At 61.0% G+C, this 16670-nt stretch carries 14 protein-coding genes; 1 reads left to right on the plus strand and 13 read right to left on the minus strand.

The features are described from left to right. Nucleotides 1–237: 237 nt before the first annotated feature. The 6 genes from hglS to AACY50_RS13985 form a co-directional block, all read right to left on the minus strand. Complete coding sequence (gene hglS / locus AACY50_RS13960; RefSeq protein ID WP_339538718.1) at nucleotides 238–1623, minus strand: 2-oxoadipate dioxygenase/decarboxylase HglS; 1386 nt, start codon at nucleotides 1621–1623, stop codon at nucleotides 238–240. An 88-nt stretch (nucleotides 1624–1711) separates the two neighbouring features. After that, a complete protein-coding gene (gene glcF, locus AACY50_RS13965) occupies nucleotides 1712–2932 on the minus strand; it encodes a glycolate oxidase subunit GlcF (RefSeq protein WP_339466563.1) in 1221 nt (406 codons plus the stop codon). Nucleotides 2933–2934: 2 nt separating this feature from the next. Next, nucleotides 2935–3981 (minus strand): glycolate oxidase subunit GlcE, encoded by a 1047-nt coding sequence (glcE, locus tag AACY50_RS13970; RefSeq protein ID WP_339466565.1) that lies wholly within the window; start codon nucleotides 3979–3981, stop codon nucleotides 2935–2937. After that, on the minus strand, nucleotides 3981–5480 hold the full coding sequence (glcD, locus tag AACY50_RS13975) for a glycolate oxidase subunit GlcD (RefSeq protein ID WP_339538719.1): 1500 nt from the start codon (nucleotides 5478–5480) through the stop codon (nucleotides 3981–3983). Before glcD ends, glcE begins: the two co-directional genes overlap by 1 nt. Then, complete coding sequence (locus tag AACY50_RS13980) at nucleotides 5477–6403, minus strand: alpha/beta fold hydrolase (RefSeq protein WP_339433934.1); 927 nt, start codon at nucleotides 6401–6403, stop codon at nucleotides 5477–5479. The genes glcD and AACY50_RS13980 overlap by 4 nt, the downstream gene beginning before the upstream one ends. 21 nt (nucleotides 6404–6424) lie before the next feature. Continuing rightward, a complete protein-coding gene (locus AACY50_RS13985; protein WP_339538720.1) occupies nucleotides 6425–7879 on the minus strand; it encodes a flavin-containing monooxygenase in 1455 nt (484 codons plus the stop codon). Between the two features lie 191 nt (nucleotides 7880–8070). Here AACY50_RS13985 and AACY50_RS13990 point away from each other — a divergent pair, with 191 nt between their 5' ends. Further along, nucleotides 8071–9144 (plus strand): diguanylate cyclase, encoded by a 1074-nt coding sequence (locus tag AACY50_RS13990; protein WP_339466568.1) that lies wholly within the window; start codon nucleotides 8071–8073, stop codon nucleotides 9142–9144. Between the two features lie 108 nt (nucleotides 9145–9252). Here the strand turns inward: AACY50_RS13990 and AACY50_RS13995 are convergent, their stop codons facing one another. The 7 genes from AACY50_RS13995 to AACY50_RS14025 all read right to left on the minus strand — a co-directional run bounded on the left by AACY50_RS13995 (nucleotide 9253) and on the right by AACY50_RS14025 (nucleotide 16668). Then, complete coding sequence (locus tag AACY50_RS13995; protein ID WP_221733829.1) at nucleotides 9253–10122, minus strand: isocitrate lyase/PEP mutase family protein; 870 nt, start codon at nucleotides 10120–10122, stop codon at nucleotides 9253–9255. A gap of 175 nt (nucleotides 10123–10297) precedes the next feature. After that, entirely contained in the window at nucleotides 10298–11332 is a 1035-nt protein-coding gene (gene astA / locus AACY50_RS14000; RefSeq protein WP_339433931.1) for an arginine N-succinyltransferase, read from the minus strand. Nucleotides 11333–11393: 61 nt separating this feature from the next. Then, nucleotides 11394–12410 (minus strand): arginine N-succinyltransferase, encoded by a 1017-nt coding sequence (locus AACY50_RS14005; protein WP_339466572.1) that lies wholly within the window; start codon nucleotides 12408–12410, stop codon nucleotides 11394–11396. A 118-nt stretch (nucleotides 12411–12528) separates the two neighbouring features. Continuing rightward, complete coding sequence (locus tag AACY50_RS14010) at nucleotides 12529–13878, minus strand: APC family permease (protein ID WP_339538721.1); 1350 nt, start codon at nucleotides 13876–13878, stop codon at nucleotides 12529–12531. Between the two features lie 81 nt (nucleotides 13879–13959). Continuing rightward, nucleotides 13960–14712 (minus strand): N-formylglutamate amidohydrolase, encoded by a 753-nt coding sequence (locus tag AACY50_RS14015; RefSeq protein ID WP_339538722.1) that lies wholly within the window; start codon nucleotides 14710–14712, stop codon nucleotides 13960–13962. Beyond that, a complete protein-coding gene (locus AACY50_RS14020) occupies nucleotides 14696–16027 on the minus strand; it encodes a glutamine synthetase (protein ID WP_339494744.1) in 1332 nt (443 codons plus the stop codon). The genes AACY50_RS14015 and AACY50_RS14020 overlap by 17 nt, the downstream gene beginning before the upstream one ends. Continuing rightward, complete coding sequence (locus AACY50_RS14025; protein ID WP_339433927.1) at nucleotides 16024–16668, minus strand: isochorismatase family cysteine hydrolase; 645 nt, start codon at nucleotides 16666–16668, stop codon at nucleotides 16024–16026. The genes AACY50_RS14020 and AACY50_RS14025 overlap by 4 nt, the downstream gene beginning before the upstream one ends. Nucleotides 16669–16670: the final 2 nt, after the last annotated feature.

Here is a 16670-nt window from a genome sequence, read left to right on the forward strand (position 1 = left end):
AGTAGCGTGCCAGGTTTTGTGAAGTGCCCGGGAGCCGGGGGTGAGGCTGCACCTGATCGGGTTTTTGACTGTTTTTCGTGCGGATTTGAGGTCTGAAGTGCGCAACTTCTTGCGCAGTACTGCGCAAGAAGTTGCGCACTCGTCTGTACAGAACGGATTACGTGGGCTGTAGAGATGTGTCCACACGGTTATCCACATTTGAGTGCGCAAGAAGTTGCGCACAATGGCGTGTGGCCACTATTGGCGAGATTCAAGCGCAGCAACGCATTCCTCAATCGAACGTTGCTGGGTTTGCGCATACAACCCCAATTCATCAATCGTCGAGCGTCCCAGCGCCAGCTCGAATGCCTGTCGGTTGGAATGTTCGCCATAGTGGGCCTGCGCTGCATCCCCAAGGTTCGATTGAAAGATCCCCGCCGCACTGACTGGCAGGAAATCTTCGTACACCAGCGGTTCAGCTTTCACATAACCGTCGCGTAACAAATCCTCCAAAGAAGCGGCATTGAGGCTACCCGCCGCCACGCCTTTTTCCGTGGCGAAATAGCGAAAGTACGCCAGGCCCTGTTCGCGCATGCCCTCGACGCTGTCAGGAAATTCGCCAAAGTGTTGAGTCATCAGCGCGTTGTAGCGTGCGGCGTTGGCTTCATTGGGGAAGTCGCCGAGTTCGTCGCGGGCGGCATTCAGTAAACGGTCATACAGCGCCCGGCCCTTGGGCGTCAGCGCTGCGCCGCGTTGTTCGATTTCGCCGAAACGGGCGCTGTGGCTGCCGCGGGTTTCACGCTGGTCGGTGAAGGCGATTGGTTCGTCCAACGCTTTGAAACTGGTCTGACGCAGCAAGATCGGGCACTGCCGGCGTGGCGGGCCTTCGATGACCGCTTTTGGGGTGATGCCGTGGGTTGGCATCTGCGCCTGCACGCTGTCGATATCCAGTGTGCGCGGTGTCAGGTGGTTGATGTGCGGGCCTTTGAACGCGACGACGTCAGCGATCAAACGATGCTGGGCGCTGAGCGTCTGGTACTGCGCGGCGGTGACGGTTGCGCTGTGATGCCAGCGAAAGGTCTCCAGTGCCTGTAGGACAAACTCCGCGGCGTCTGCCTCACTCAGTCCTCCGGCCGTCTCAGCCTGTGCGATCAAACGTAATGCCGCCTCAGTAAAGATTGAACGCTTGGCCAGCACCGATTCGGCAAAGGCGCGCAGTTCAGGATCGTCAATCAACTCCAGGCGTAACAACGAGGTAAACACGCGAAATGGGCTGATTTGCAGCGCCTCTTCATGCACCGCACGAAACGCGGTGGAATGCACCGGTACGCCCGCCGGCGTCAGGTCGTAATAACCCACCGGTTGCATGCCCATCACGGCGAACAGGCGGGCGAGGGTGGCCAGTTCAGTCGCGGTGCCGACGCGGATCGCGCCATGGCGCTCCATGTCCAGCCGTTCGATTTCACCCGTGCTGTTGAGCTGTCGGGCGATGTCTGGCTGACGTGCGAGCACATCGCGGTTGGTCTGCTCCACCAGTGCCAGCAGTGCGCCGTACAGCGGCACTTCTTCGCGGTACATGTCGGACATCGCTTTGGAGAAGCGTTGGCGAATCAGGTCGGGGCTGACGAAAGGCTGCACGGTCATGAAAAAAATTCCTGCCACGGTCACGTAATGGATGGAGGAAAAGATCGCAGCCTTCGCCTGCGCGGGCAAACGAAGAATCCTACGGACTTCATTCTGCCAACGACTGATCCACCCATTCGACCCAGTGCAAAACCTGTGTGCGTCCAGCACTGGCCAGGTGGCTCTGACAACCGATGTTTGAAGTGACGATCAGTTGCGGGCGGCCGCTTTCCAGCGCGTTGAGGCGGTTATCACGCAGTTGCCGGGCCAGCACCGGTTGCGTCAGCGAGTAGGTGCCTGCCGAACCGCAGCACAAATGCCCGTCCGGCACGGCCGTGAGGTTGAAACCCAAACGCGTCAGCACGGCTTCCACCGCGCCGCCGAGTTTCAGTGCGTGTTGCAACGTACACGGGCAATGCACGGCGATCCGTCGTTCGCTGGCGGCACAGACCTGCTCCAGCGGTTCTTGCGCAAGCACTTGCACCAGATCCAAGGTCAGCTCGCTGATCCGCCGTGCCTTGTCGGCATAGCGCGGATCGTCCCTGAGCAAATGCCCGTAATCCTTGATGAACGCGCCGCAACCGCTGGTGGTCTGCACAATGGCTTCAGCGCCGTTTTGCAGATGCGGCCACCACGCGTCGATGTTTTGCCGGGCGCGGTCGAGGCCCTTGGCCTGGGCGTCGAGGTGATAGTCCAGCGCGCCGCAGCAGCCGGCTTCGGCCACCGGGGTGATGCTGATCCCCAGGCGATCCAGCACCCGCGCCGTTGCGTCATTGGTATTGGGCGACAAACCTGGTTGCACGCAGCCTTCCAGCAGCAGAACCCGGCGCGCATGCCGTGGGGACGGGCGCACACCCGAGCTCGGCAGGTGCTGCGGCAGTTTGCTTTCAATCATGCGCGGCAACAGCGGCCGGAATGTCGTGCCCACTCGCAACAAACCTTTAAACAAACCGGGATTCGGCGCGAGTGCCCGCAACCCTTCACGCAGCATGCGTTGCGCCACCGGGCGCGGCACCGCCTGATCGACCACTGCCCGGCCGATGTCGAGCAAGTTGTGATAATCGACGCCGGACGGGCAGGTGGTTTCGCAGTTGCGGCACGACAGGCAGCGATCCAGATGCAGTTGTGTCTGCGCAGTCGCCGGCGCGCCCTCAAGCACTTGCTTGATCAGGTAGATACGCCCACGCGGGCCATCGAGTTCATCGCCGAGCAGTTGATAAGTCGGGCACGTTGCGTTGCAAAAACCGCAATGCACGCAGGTACGCAGGATTTTTTCCGCCTCGGCGGCGCGGGGCAGTTGGCGGGATTGCTCGCTGAGGGTGGTTTGCATGGCTAGAACTCTGCGTACATTCGACCGGGGTTGAACAGCCCTTGCGGGTCGAGTTGCGTTTTGAGTTGCCGGTGATAGCGCAGCAGTGCCGGCGCCAAGGGCTGAAACGGCGTGTCGTGGCCGTGGGTGAAGCAAGTGGCGTGGCCGCCAAGGCCCTCGGCGAGGGCGTGAATGCCTTCGTTGGCAGATTTGAGCCAGCGTTGCGCGCCGGCCCAGTCGATCAATTGCTTGCCGGACAAGTCCAGTGGCCCGAGATTGTTCGGCAATGACAGGCGCCATAACGGCAGGCCTTCGTCGAAAAACGGCAAACGGTGCTCGTTCAAATCGCGCCAGAACACCGAGTCCAGCGGCTCTCCGCCCAAGCGTTGATGCGCCGCCGTCACCGAGCCTTCGCCTCCCTCAAGACGCAGGTACAGACTGTCGCCATCGTGACACGCCGCGCTGATGGGCAGCGGTTGCTGGCCCCATTCGGCCAGATTGGCCAAGGCGCGGGCGCAGTCGATGTCGAGGCGGATGCTCAGGCATTGCCGAGGTTTGGGCAGGACTTTGAGCGAGACTTCAGTCAGTACGCCGAGGCAACCGAAACTGCCGGTCATCAGCCGCGACAGGTCATAACCGGCGACGTTTTTCATCACTTCACCGCCAAAACGCAGGTGCTGGCCGAGCCCGGTGATCACCCGAGTGCCGAGGACGAAATCGCGCACCGAGCCCGACCATGGCCGCCGGGGCCCGGACAGGCCTGTGGCGATCATGCCGCCGACCGTGGCGCTTTCAGCAAACGCCGGCGGCTCGCACGGCAACATTTGCCCGGCAGCGTCCAGCGTCGCGAGCAGTTCGGCTAATGGCGTGCCGGCACGAACCGTGATCACCAGGTCGGTCGGCTCATAGTGAACAATGCCGCGATGCTCACGGGTGTCGAGTACCTCGCCGGCCACCTCGCGCCCCAGAAACGCTTTGCTGTTGCCGCCCTGGATTTTCAGTGGCGTGGCACTGTTCCGCGCCTCGTTGACCTGATCGAGCAGGGCGCTGGCGGCATCGAATTCGGCCATCAGAAACGCTCCAGCTCGGGGAATGGCAGTTGCCCGGCATGAATGTGCATGGCGCCGAATTCGGCGCAGCGGTGCAGGGTTGGAATGTTTTTGCCGGGGTTGAGCAAGCCTTGCGGGTCGAACGCGGCTTTTACGGCGTGGAACAGGCTCAGTTCAGCGCTGTTGAACTGCGCGCACATCTGATTGATCTTCTCGCGGCCGACCCCGTGTTCGCCGGTGATGCTGCCGCCCACCTGCACGCACAATTCGAGGATCTTGCCGCCCAAGGCCTCGGCGCGGTGCAGCTCGCCGGGCTGATTGGCGTCGAACAGGATCAGCGGGTGCATGTTGCCGTCGCCGGCATGAAATACGTTGGCCACGCGCAAACCATATTCGGCGCCGAGGCGGGCGATGCCTTGCAGCACACCGGGCAGTTCGCGGCGCGGTATGGTGCCGTCCATGCAGTAATAATCCGGGGACAATCGGCCAATGGCCGGGAACGCGTTCTTGCGTCCTGCCCACAAGCGCACGCGCTCGGCTTCGTCGCGTGCCTGGCGTACTTCGGTGGCGCCGGCCTTACTCATGACCTCACGCACGCGCAGGCAATCGTCGTGGACATCGGCTTCGACGCCGTCGAGTTCACACAACAGAATGGCCTCGGCGTCGACCGGGTAACCGGCGTGGATGAAGTCTTCGGCGGCACGGATGGCGAGGTTGTCCATCATCTCCAGACCGCCGGGAATGATTCCCGCCGCGATGATGTCGGCCACCGCCCGGCCAGCCTTTTCCACGGAATCGAAACTGGCCAGCAGCACCTTCGCCACTTGAGGTTTTGGCAGCAGTTTGACCGTGACTTCGGTGATGATCCCCAGCAAACCTTCGGAGCCGGTGAACAGCGCGAGCAGGTCGAAACCCGCTGCATCGAGGGCGTCAGAGCCCAGAGTCAGGCGTTCGCCCTCGATGGTCAGGATTTCGATTTTCAGCACGTTGTGTACGGTCAAACCGTACTTGAGGCAGTGCACGCCCCCGGCGTTTTCGGCAACATTGCCGCCAATCGAGCAGGCGATTTGCGACGATGGGTCCGGCGCGTAATACAACCCGAACGGTGCGCCAGCCTGGGAGATCGCCAGATTACGCACGCCCGGTTGGACTCGTGCGGTGCGCGCGGCCGGGTCGATGTGCAGGATGTTGTTGAAGCGCGCCATCACCAGCAACAGCCCTTTTGCCAGTGGCAAGGCCCCGCCGGACAAACCGGTGCCAGCGCCACGGGCAACAACGGGGACGTTTTGTTGATGGCAGAGTTTGAGCAGCGCCTGCACCTGATCAAGACGACGGGGCAGGGCAACCAGCATGGGCGTGGTGCGGTAAGCCGACAAACCATCGCATTCGTAAGGCTTGAGCTCTTCATCGCGCCACAAGACGTCGAGATCCGGGATGGCTTGCTGCAAGGCCTTGAGCAATTGAGCTTTGTTCACCTCAGGCAACGGGCCGTCGAGGCGCTCGTCGTAGAGGATGTTCATCGCTGATTTCCCAAGAACTCCCGGTACAACCGTGCGGTATTCCCCGGCTGCTCGACCATCGGCATGTGCCCCACGTTATCCCACACGTCCACCCGCAAATTGGCGATGCCCTTGCTCCAGACCGGCACGCTGCTGACGTCGATCAAGCGATCCTTGCGCCCCCACAGCAGCAGGGCGGGGCATTTGATGTCGGCCAGTTTCGGCTCCATCGGCGGGCTGGCGCGCAAGTCGCGGAAGATCTCTTCCAGTTCATCGCGTTGCTGCTCGTAGCGCTGGGCGATGGCATCCAGCACCAGGTTCGGCACCCACGGCGGCGAAGCCATGGTCATGGCATAAAACTGGCGGAATTCTTCCCGGGAGTTGATCAAAAACGGGTTATGCCCTCGGGCCAGATGACGCTCCATGTCGCTGGCCTGCGGTGCCGTCACACCGGCCGGGTCGATCAGCGCCACCGAGGCAATGCGATCCGGATACGTCGCCGCCAGCCACGCAGCAATGTAGCCCCCCATTGAATTGCCGATCACATGGACCTTCTCCACGCCGCAGACGTCGAGCAACTGGATCATGCGTTTGGCCTGCAGCGCAATGTCGTAACCGCCTCCTGCCTTGAAGCCGGTTTCACCGTGGCCGGCCAGGTCCGGAATGATCACCCGATACTGACGCACAAAATGCCGGGAGAAGCGCAGCCACAGGTTCTTGTCGCCACTGTAGCCGTGCAGCATCAGGATCGCGCTGGCGGCCTCATACGGCCCGCCCTGCCAGGTCGACACCGTCATCTCGGCGATGGGCACTTCAATTTTGTGCAGCTTGTACCACTTGGCCTCGATGGCCATGTTCAAGTCATAGAGCCAATGACCGACCGCCGGATAACTCAACCAGCTCCAGGCCACGAAAACCGCGAGGGCGACAAACAGCAAAAGCATCGACGTCTTCCTTTTACGTGTTCAGGACAGAATGTGGTCGGCCGGTTTCAGCGACCGGGTCAACCGGTAATAGCTGAAACTGAAGCCGGGAAACATCGCGATCACATGACCGCTCTTGCTTTGATACCAACTGTGGCAGCCGCCGGACTTCCAGACGGTGCGCTCCATCTCCCGGTGGATCATCTCAGTGTAGGTACGTTCCGCTTCGGGGCGTACTTCGATGCTGCGCAAACCATTGGCTTGCACGGTGCGGATGCAGTCGAGGATGTAATTCATCTGCGACTCGATAATAAACAGCGCCGAAGTGTGGCCAATGCCCGTGTTGGGGCCGGTGACGATAAACAGATTGGGGAAGTCCGGCAGGCTGGTGCCGAGGTAGGCGCGGGGATACTCGGCCCAGACATCTCTGAGTTGCACGGCGTTTTTTCCGCTGGCCGAGTAGGAAATAACGCCATCGGTGGCGTCGTAACCGGTCGACCAGACAATCAGGTCGACATCAAGGTGCTGGCCGTCCTGGGTGTTGATCCCGGTTTCATCGATGGAGGCGATACCTTGCTCACGGGTGTGCAGCGTGACGTTGGGTCGGGTCAGTGCCGGGTAGTAGGTGCTCGAAACCAGTACCCGCTTGCAGCCGATGGTGAAGTCGGGAGTGAGTTTTTCTTGCAGCTCTGGATCCGCTACCTGGCGTTTGAGAAAGCGCAGCGCTTGCTTTTGCACCAGGTGAATCGCCGGTTTCGAGTATTTGAAGGCGATGACCCGGGTTTCGAATTGCCAGTAGATCAGCCAGCGCAGGAGTTTGTAAGCCGGTTTCAAACCCAGTAGCCAACGCTGAACCGGCCCGAAGATGCGATCAGCGCGAGGCAACACCCAGTGCGGCGTGCGCTGGAACACATGCAGTCGTTCGACGTGCGCCGCAATGGCCGGAATCACCTGTGCCGCGCTGGCACCGCTGCCGACGATGGCCACGCGTTTACCGCGATAGTCGTAGCTGTGATCCCAATGGTTTGTATGAAACGTCTTGCCTTCAAAGCGCTCCTGCCCGGGGAAGTGCGGGATCACCGGTTGGCTCAAGGGGCCGGTGGCGTTGATCAGGAACCGCGCGTAGAACGTGCCCTTGGTGCCGGTGTGGACCGCCCAGTGCTTTTCAGTGTCGTCCCATTCGATGCGTTCGACATTGGCTTGCAGTTCCACCCGCTCGCGCAGGCCGAACTCGTCGATCACATGCTCGGTGTAACGGTGCAACTCCGCTTGTCCGGCAAACATCTGCGACCAGCGGTACGGCGCGAACGACAGTGAATACAGTGGCGACGGCACGTCCACTGCAGCGCCCGGGTAGGTGTTCTGGCACCAGGTGCCGCCGAAGAAGTAGCGCCGTTCCAGCAGGCGAAAATCGTCGATCCCGGCCTTGAGCAGATTGACTGCCGCGCACTGGCCACCAAAACCGCTGCCGATGATCAACACTTGGCAGGTCTGCATGGGCCTCCTTCTTATAGTTGTTTTTCCGTTTTCCTCCTTTCATGTATAGCCAAATATTTGCTTTGTGGGAGCGGGTTTGTGTACCGGGTCGAGCTCGCGGGCCGGCGATGGCTATTTAACGTCGCCCTGATAGACTCCAGACACATCCGTCTGACGGTGCGCCAAGGTTCTTTTAAACGAACGAGGCCCTTATGAGAAACACCGGGGGAAAGGGACTTTCATTGGCCAGGAGGCTTTATACATCGCGAATCCTCGGTCTGGCGTTGGGGTTGTTATGCGTGAGCATGGCGATGTACCCGCTCGATCCGTCGCTGTGGGTTTGGGCCCTGATGCTGTTCAACGGCTTGCTCTGGCCACATCTGGCGTTTCAGTGGGCGCGTCGGGCCAAAGTGCCTTACTACGCCGAACACCGAAACCTGTTGATCGACGCGTTTCTCGGCGGTTTCTGGGTTGCGGCGATGCAGTTCAATCCGCTACCCAGCGCCACGACCATTTCGATGATGGCGATGAATAACGTCGCCATCGGCGGTTTGCGTTTTTTGCTGGCCGGCACGGCGGCGCAGATTCTCGGTGTGTGTGTCGGTCTGGTGGTGTTTGCCCCGGTGTTCATTCCCCAGACAACGCCCTTGCAGTTATATGCCTGCCTGCCATTGCTGATGCTGTATCCGTTGGCGCTGGGCTGGATCTGCTTTCGTCAGGCCTACACGCTGGGCCTGCATAAACGCGAATTGCTGGCCCTGAGCCGCACCGACAGCCTCACCGGATTGCTCAACCACGGCGCGTGGAAGGATCAACTGGAGATTGCCTTTCAGCGCTGCAAACGGCAGCAGCAGGGCGCGGCGATCGCGTTGATCGACATTGACCATTTCAAGGCGATCAACGACACCTACGGCCATGTGGCCGGCGACATCGTGCTACGGCAGTTGAGCAAAATGCTCAAGCAAAACCTGCGCGTGACCGACATTGCAGGGCGTTACGGGGGCGATGAATTCTGCGTGATCCTCCCGGAGTTGCCGCTGTTCAACGCCGCCCAGGCCATGGAGGCGTTGCGTGAGCGCTTCGCGACGCTGGGTTACGAGCAGAATCCGGCGTTGAAGGTCAGTTTGAGTATTGGCCTGGCGGCGTACGAACCGGCCCATGCCGATGCGACGCGCTGGCTCAATGATGCCGATCAGGCGTTGTACGAAGCCAAGGCCGGCGGGCGGAATCGGGTGATCTGCAATTGCGACAACCTGCCCAGGCAGCCATTGCTCGACTCGGTCTGAGTCCCTCTATGTTGCATCCGCGATAGAGCGAATTCTGACGCGGGCGATGCAGCGGGAGGTGGCGTACAAGGCGCCGGTTTAGCGGCTGACGTCAGTCCGGCCACCGCGTTACTCCTTGACGCTCATGTATTCCTTCGCCCAGAGAATGTACTCCTCCGGCTGGGTATAGGTGTGCGTCAGTTCGGTCGCGCTCAAGTCCGAAGCCTGGGTGAAAATCTGCCGCTGTTCGCGCAGGCTGTCGTAGGTGGCCTTGATGGCCGCGAAGTAAGCGCCATGGCCATCGATGGTCACGCGCACGCCCAGTTCGGCCAGACGCTTGTCGTCACGCAGTGCCGGGTTGCCGTAGGTGACCAGCATCAGCGGCACGGTCAGGTGTTCGGCGATTTGTTCCAACTGATCGAAATCCTGCACCCCGACCATGCAGATACCATCGGCGCCTGCGGCCTGATACTGACGGGTGCGGCTGATGATTTCCTGGTTCGGCAGGATGCCGGCGTTGGTGCGGGCGATGATGGCCATTTCCGAATCGACCCGGGCTTCGAGTGCGGCGCGGATCTTGCCGACGCCTTCGGCGACCGTGATCAGGTCGGTGGATTTGCGCCCGAATTGCGCGGGCAGCAAGGTGTCTTCGATGGTCAGGGCGGCGACGCCGGCGCGTTCCAGTTCGACGATGGTGCGCATCACGTTGAGGGCGTTGCCGTAGCCGTGGTCGGCGTCGGCGATGACCGGCAATTGGGCGACGCGGCCAATGCGGGTGGCCTGTTCGGCAAACTCGCTGAGGGTGATCAGGGCAAAGTCCGGGGCGCCGAGCACCTGCAACGAGGCCACCGAACCACCGAGAATCCCCACTTCAAAACCCAGGTCAGCGGCAATGCGGGCCGACATCGGGTCGAACACCGAAGCCGTGTGGTAGCAGGTATCGGATGCCAGAAGTTGACGGAAATTACGGCGCAAATCTTGATGAGAAAGCCTGGTCATACGAGTTCCACCAATACAAAGGAATGGAAGGGCTTGAGCAAAGGTGTCAACGCCGAAGGATGAAAAGGCTATCACGCGAATGGGTCAAGGATCATGACGAATTTGCGGGGCTGGGGTTAAACATGCGCCTTTGGCTGAAAGGATTCATCTTTGGCGGCAGATTTCCATGGCCGGTTCATGCCGCCACGGCATGCCGCTGTTGATTGGGCAGCATCACCGCCCGTACCGAGTTGCCTGGTTGCAGTTGCAGGCGTTTGGCCGTGAGGCGGTCGATCACCAGGCTGCTGCCGACGCAACGGGCGCGAGCGACGGTGATGCGGCAGTTTTCCAGGCGACGGTTGTGGATCAGCCACAAGGGGGCCTGCTCGTCGGGGCTGCCGAGGCTCAAGGTCAGCTCAAGGCTGTCGCGCACCGTGCGGATGTTTCGGATCGGTGATTCGATCACCGGGCCACCATCGAAAATGTCGATATAGCCTTTGTGCGCAAAACCTTCGGCCTGAAGGATTTTCAGCGCCGGCTCGGTATTGGGATGCGCCTGACCGATAGCGGCCTGGGCCTGCTCAGTGAGCAGGCAGGTGTACAGCGGCTGGCGTGGCATCAGCTCGGCGATGAACGATTTGTTGCCCAGCCCCGACAGGTGATCGGCGTGGCTGAAGTCCATCTGGAAGAAATGCCGGCCCAGGCTGTCCCAAAACGGCGAACACCCCAGTTCATCGGCGCTGCCGCGCAGTTCGGCGATCATCTTTTCGCCAAACAGATGCGGAAATTCGGCGACGAACAGCAAGCGCCCCAGTGACAAAAGCCGACCGTTACTGCCATGGCGCTGGTCATGCCGCAGGAACAGCGAGCACAGTTCCGATTGGCCGGTCAATTCGTTGTTCAGGAACAGCGTGGGAATCTGGCGTTGAATGCCCAGATCCGGCGCCGAACTCACCGTCAAACCGACCCGATAGTTGTACCAGGGCTCGCGCAGGCCGACCGCTCCGGCCATTGCGCTGACACCGACCACGCGCTGGTCATCGTCTTCGAGCACAAACAGATAGTCGGCATCGGCACGTTCCACTTGCTCGGCGAATGCACGTTGCGCCCAACGCACGCGGTGGGCCAGGCGATCTTCGTTGACCGGCAGGGTGGTGAACCCCGGGCCGGCCTGTTGTACCAGCGCCATCAAGGCGGGCAGGTCACTGACTTTAACCGGGCGGACAATCATGCTGTAACTCCTTCTGCGCGCCTGTTCGGGCACTGTCGTTGGGTGCGGAGCCGGGCGCGGTTCACAGGGCTATCAGCCGGATCGGGTTGCCATCGGTCACATTCAGCGCCGCACACATTGCAGGGGTGAGAGACAGCGGTTGATCGGGGTGGTAATCGAGTTCGGCGACGATGCACCGAAAACCGTGCAACGCATCGTTGCTCAGCAGATAACGGCCACGCGCATCGATTTGCGACTGTTGCCGCACGTGTACCGTCTGGCTGCGGGCGATCGAGCGGATAGTCGCTGTGCGTGCATACAGGGTCGGGCCGGCGTCGAACAGATCGATGTAGCTGTTGGTTTCAAAGCCTTCACGCTCAAGAATGTCGAAGGCTTCCTGACCGTCCGGGTGGATGCGGCCAATGCAGTCTTGTGCGGCCTGCGGCAGCATCGGCACGTAGATCGGGTATTGCGGCATCAGTTCAGCCAGAAACGTACGGTTCTGCAATCCGCACAGACGCTCGGCTTCGGCATAGGGCAGGTCGAAGAAGTGCTTGCCCAGCGCGTCCCAGAAGGGCGAATGGCCGTTTTCATCGCTGTAGCCGACGATTTCGGTAATCACGGCTTCGGCGAACCGTTGCGCATGGGCCGCGATGAACAGCAGGCGCGCCCGCGAGAGCAATTCGGAAAACGGCGTCCCCACCAGCGCAGCGTTGATGTGGAAACCGCGCAGCAGCGTGTGGTCGTTCAGGTCGTGGCACAACGAAAGCGCCGGCACGCCGTGTTCGATGTTCAGCTCTCGCGAGGCGCTGGTGAAATGGCGATTGCGCAGGCTGTAGAACGGTTCGTCGAAACCGGCAGTGGCGAGGATTTCGGAGCAACCGAGCAGTTGTTGGCTGTCGAGGTCTTCCAGCACGAAGAAGTAGTTCTCCGGGCCATGGGCGGTGGCGTCTGCGGCAAACGAAGCGCAGGAACCGGCGATTTTTTCACGCAAACGGTCGCTGTCGTCCGGCAGGGACGTCACGCCCACCAAACTGTCGCGGGCCAGTTGTTGTAGCTGGGGCAGGTCAGTCTGCGCGACTGGGCGTAAGGCCAGCATGGATGTACTCCTGTATCAAAAGGTTCGGCGAATTCACCGAACCTGACTATCACTGTCGGTTTCCACGCGTTAAATCGGCGTGCGCCTGATTTGTTGTCAGACGCTGCTCTTTTTCTTGTCAGCCGTTGCTTGGGTCCGGCAGCGCGGTGCTAGCCCCGAGTTTGTTGAGGAAGAACAGGTACACCAGGCCCAGAGCGATCCAGATCAGGCCGAGTTTCTGTGCATCGACGCCCATGTTGTACATGATGGCCGCGACGATGATGAAACCGATCACCGGGCAGATCAGATGGCGCACGATCTGACCGGACTTCTGCCGACGCCAGTAGTAGTTGATCACGGTCAGGTGCAGCAGCATGAAGCCGCTGAGCGCGCCGAAGTTGACCAGCGACGTCAGGGTGTCGACCGAGTTGATGAACAGGTAGCAGATCACCAGCGACAGCACCGCCACCAGATAAATGCTCAAGTACGGTGTGTTGTGTTTGGGGTGGACCTTGGCCAGCACTTTCGGCAGTTTGCCGTCGCGGGCCATGCCGAACAGCAGGCGCGATACAGCCGCTTGCGAGGTGATTGCCACCGCTACACCCCAAGCCAGGGCGGTCGCGACACCGGTCAGGGTGGCAAGCCAGCTGCCAGCGGCGATTTCGGCGATTTCATAGAACGCAGTGTCGGCGGACGTGAAGCCCATGCCGGCGGCGAGGTCAGTGGCAATCCAGGTTTGGGCAACGAAAATCACGCCCATCACCACCAGCGTGATCAGTGCCGCTTTGCCGACACTGCGGCCCGGATCACCCTTGATTTCTTCGGCCAGGGTCGAGATCGCGTCGAAGCCCAGGAAGGACAGCACCGCAATCGACACCGCTTGCATCAGCAGGGCGAAGTTGAAGGTCTCGGTGTTGTACAACGGCGCCAACGTCAGTTCGCCGTTACCGCCACCGTTGTGCAGGGCCGTCCAGGCATAGAAGAGGAAGATGCCCAGAACGACCAGTTGGGCCAGCAGGAAGATGATGTTCATCCGTGCGGTGAAGGTGATGCCGCGCAGGTTGACGAACGTCGCACTGACCAGGAAGGCCAGAATGAAACCGACTTTCGGAATATCCGGGTACAAATGGTTGAGTGCCATCGCCGCGTAGACGTAGAGCAACGGCGGAATCAGAAGGTAGTCGAGCAGCATCAGCCAGCCGGCGATGAAGCCGACATGTTGATTCAAGCCGCGTTGCGCGTAGGAATAGACCGATCCGGCAATCGGAAAGGCTCGGGCCATGCTGCCGTAGCTCAACGCTGTAAAAAGCATCGCCACCATGCCGATGATGTAGGCCAGCGGCACCATCCCGGGCGCCTCGGCATTGACGTAGCCATACACGCCAAACGGGGCGATGGGGATCATGAAGATCATCCCGTACACCACCAGGTCAGTAAGTGTCAGGCTACGTTTCAACTCTTGCTTGTAGCCGAATTCTTCAATTTCCATGAAGCGCAACTCCTTGTCAGCCAGTCGGTCATTTTTTAGTTGTTCTATCGGTCCATCATGTACAACGTCAGCAGTGTTTCTTTACAGCAATGGTGCGAGGTATCCGGCCCAGCGCGATACGGCTTCGGGGCTGTGCAGCAAGTCGTTGCGCACCTCGATGAGCACTGAATCCAGGCCCCGGGCATCGCCGTGAACCGGCACGGTCATGTCGCCCAGTGGGTCAATTCTGTACGGCTGATTGCCGGCCACGTTCAACGGATGTTGCTCCAGACCGTCGAGCAGACGCTGGGCATACACCTTGGCCTGACCGAACAGCACGCCGACTTCCACCGTTCGCGGCTGGCCGTAATACACCGGCGTGAAACTGTGAATCCCCACCACCCGTACCGGTTGGCCCAGCGCAATCCGCTCGTCGATCAACATTTGCAAGCGCGTGTGAAACGGTTTGAACAGTGCCTGGCGCCGGTATTCGCGAGTGGCTTCGTCCAGCTCGCGGTTACCCGGCACCTGATAAATCTCACTTTGCGCCGGAATGCTGTCCGGGGCGTGCCGTGGCCGATTCAGGTCGATCAACAGACGTGAATAGTTGGCGCTCAACAGCGTTGCACCGAGTGTTTGCGATAACTGCTCGGCCAGTTGCAATGCGCCGATGTCCCAGGCGATGTGTTCACGCGCGGCGATATCGTCCAGGCCCAGGTTGTTCAGGGCCGCGGGGATGTAATGGCTGGCGTGCTCGCACACCAGGATCACCGGATGCGTCGAGTCGGCGCGGCTCAGGTTGTAGACCGGTCGGGTATACAACCCAAGCTCGGCGGGCTCAGTACAGGCGTGCATAGTGCTCACACAGGTCAGCGGGCGAGAGCTGTTCCGTCAGCGCCAGTTCCTCGGTTTTAAGGGCGTGATACGTGTCGAGCAACGGCTTGGGCAGCCATTCATTGAAGGCTGCACTGTCGCGCAGGCAATCCAGCGCCTGGGCCAGCGAGGCGGGCAGGGCAACGATACCCCGGGCCTTGCGTTGCTCGTCGTTGAGTGAATCGGGAATGTCATCGGTGATCGCGTTCAGCGCCAGACGCTGTTCGATCCCCAAGCGGCCGGCGATCAGCAGTGCAGCCATTGCCAGGTGCGGCGAGGCGGTGGCGTCCATCGCCCGGAATTCAAGGTTGAACTGTGTGGCCACGGATTTGCCGCCCAGTGTCACGGTCGGGCAGATACGCAACGCCGCTTCACGGTTCTGCTGGCCAAGGCACGCATAGGACGCGCTCCAGTGGTGCGGCTGCAAGCGCTCATACGACACCGGGGTTGGCGCGGTGAACGCACACAGCGCCGGCAAATAATGCACAACCCCCGCCGCCCAATGCTGGCCGAGGGTCGACAAGCCGTTGCGGGTGCCGGCGTCGTAGAGCATTGGCTGACCGGCCAGGTCGAGCAGGCTGACGTGCAGGTGCACGCCGTTGCACACCGCGTCCGCCGAGGTCTTCGGTGCGAAACTCAGGTCCAGGCCCATCTGCCGGGCGATCTCGCGGGTGATTTCGCGCACGTTGACCGCACGATCCGCGGCGGCGACACCCAGGGTCGGCCGACAGGTGATTTCGTATTGGTGCTTGCCGTATTCGGGCAGGAACATTTCCGGCTCGACGCCACCGGCGCGCAAGGCGCTGAGCAGCCAGCCGCCGAATTCGGCGCCCTGACGCTGGGCTTCGAGGGAAAACGCCAGATGTTCGACAAAACCGGCGTGCAGATTGAACTCGTGTTCAAACGCGGCGTTGACCTGCAAACCCAACTGGTCGCGATAACGTTCCACCTCATCACGCAGCAGCGTACGCGGGCAGGCCCCCCACGGACGGCCATCGGTTTCGCGGATGTCGCCGTGAATGAAATCCAGCGCCGGTGCGTCGGCATCCGGGCCGTTGCCGACAATCACGCGGCTGGCCAGATCCGGGATCAAACGCAGGTCGCCATAGGCGCCCCATGGATTGGTCGAGGCGATGATGTCCTGAGGTGTCAAGGCGCTGTTGGCGGGCACCCAGCCACAACCGGCGGCCTGGTAGTGCTCAAGTTCGTCGGTGGGGAACGAGCGGCCACGGGTGATGCCGATCAGGTCAGTGGTGACGATAGTGGTCATCGGCAGCGGTGTCAGGCGGGGGCTCATGGCTGCATCTCCTGCAACCGGGCGAGCACGGTGTCGGTGTCGGTGATCCAGCAATACCCCTTGATCGCGTTCAGACAGGCGTGATGGCGCTCGGCGCTATAAGTGGCGCAGGCGTCTTCGACCAGGGTCACCAGATAGCCACGGTCGGCGGCATCGCGCACCGCCATGTCGACGCACTGGTCGGTAACGATACCGGCGATGATCAGATGGCGGGTTTGCAGATTGCGCAGCACATAGTCGATGTTGGTCGAGTTGAAGACCCCGGAAGAGGTTTTCGGCAGGACGATTTCGTTTTCCACCGGGGTCAGGTCATCAATGATCCGCGCCTGTGAGCTGCCTTTGGGCAGGTGCATGTCCGAGAGCTTGTGGTCAAGCGAGCGGTCGCGGCCATCGGCGGTCAGACTTTCAATCAGGGTGTGCAGTACGTTCTGCCGCGTCTGACGAAAGGCACTGAGCAACCGGCGTTGATTGGGCACCACCTGCATGTGGGTGCGGGTCAGGAAGTACTCGGCGTCCGGGCCGTTCAGGTGCGGGTCGAACTGCGGTTCGAGCCAGGCACGCTGCATGTCCACCAGCAGCAACGCGGTGTGGTCAGTGACAAATGGCAAGTCCCGCGGCGAGCGGTGGGGAAGGCTGAACATCC

Source organism: Pseudomonas sp. RA_15y_Pfl2_54, from assembly GCF_963971015.1.
In the GTDB taxonomy this organism is placed as follows: Bacteria; Pseudomonadota; Gammaproteobacteria; order Pseudomonadales; family Pseudomonadaceae; genus Aquipseudomonas; species Aquipseudomonas baetica_A.

Bases quoted from the DNA above. Each gene is read 5' to 3' on its own strand.
- hglS (WP_339538718.1), bottom strand. From the start codon at position 1,623: ATGACCGTGCAGCCTTTCGTCAGCCCCGACCTGATTCGCCAACGCTTC.
- glcF (WP_339466563.1), bottom strand. From the start codon at position 2,932: ATGCAAACCACCCTCAGCGAGCAATCCCGCCAACTGCCCCGCGCCGCC.
- glcE (WP_339466565.1), bottom strand. From the start codon at position 3,981: ATGGCCGAATTCGATGCCGCCAGCGCCCTGCTCGATCAGGTCAACGAG.
- glcD (WP_339538719.1), bottom strand. From the start codon at position 5,480: ATGAACATCCTCTACGACGAGCGCCTCGACGGCCCGTTGCCTGAGGTG.
- AACY50_RS13980 (WP_339433934.1), bottom strand. From the start codon at position 6,403: ATGCTTTTGCTGTTTGTCGCCCTCGCGGTTTTCGTGGCCTGGAGCTGG.
- AACY50_RS13985 (WP_339538720.1), bottom strand. From the start codon at position 7,879: ATGCAGACCTGCCAAGTGTTGATCATCGGCAGCGGTTTTGGTGGCCAG.
- AACY50_RS13990 (WP_339466568.1), top strand. From the start codon at position 8,071: ATGAGAAACACCGGGGGAAAGGGACTTTCATTGGCCAGGAGGCTTTAT.
- AACY50_RS13995 (WP_221733829.1), bottom strand. From the start codon at position 10,122: ATGACCAGGCTTTCTCATCAAGATTTGCGCCGTAATTTCCGTCAACTT.
- astA (WP_339433931.1), bottom strand. From the start codon at position 11,332: ATGATTGTCCGCCCGGTTAAAGTCAGTGACCTGCCCGCCTTGATGGCG.
- AACY50_RS14005 (WP_339466572.1), bottom strand. From the start codon at position 12,410: ATGCTGGCCTTACGCCCAGTCGCGCAGACTGACCTGCCCCAGCTACAA.
- AACY50_RS14010 (WP_339538721.1), bottom strand. From the start codon at position 13,878: ATGGAAATTGAAGAATTCGGCTACAAGCAAGAGTTGAAACGTAGCCTG.
- AACY50_RS14015 (WP_339538722.1), bottom strand. From the start codon at position 14,712: ATGCACGCCTGTACTGAGCCCGCCGAGCTTGGGTTGTATACCCGACCG.
- AACY50_RS14020 (WP_339494744.1), bottom strand. From the start codon at position 16,027: ATGAGCCCCCGCCTGACACCGCTGCCGATGACCACTATCGTCACCACT.
- AACY50_RS14025 (WP_339433927.1), bottom strand. From the start codon at position 16,668: ATGTTCAGCCTTCCCCACCGCTCGCCGCGGGACTTGCCATTTGTCACT.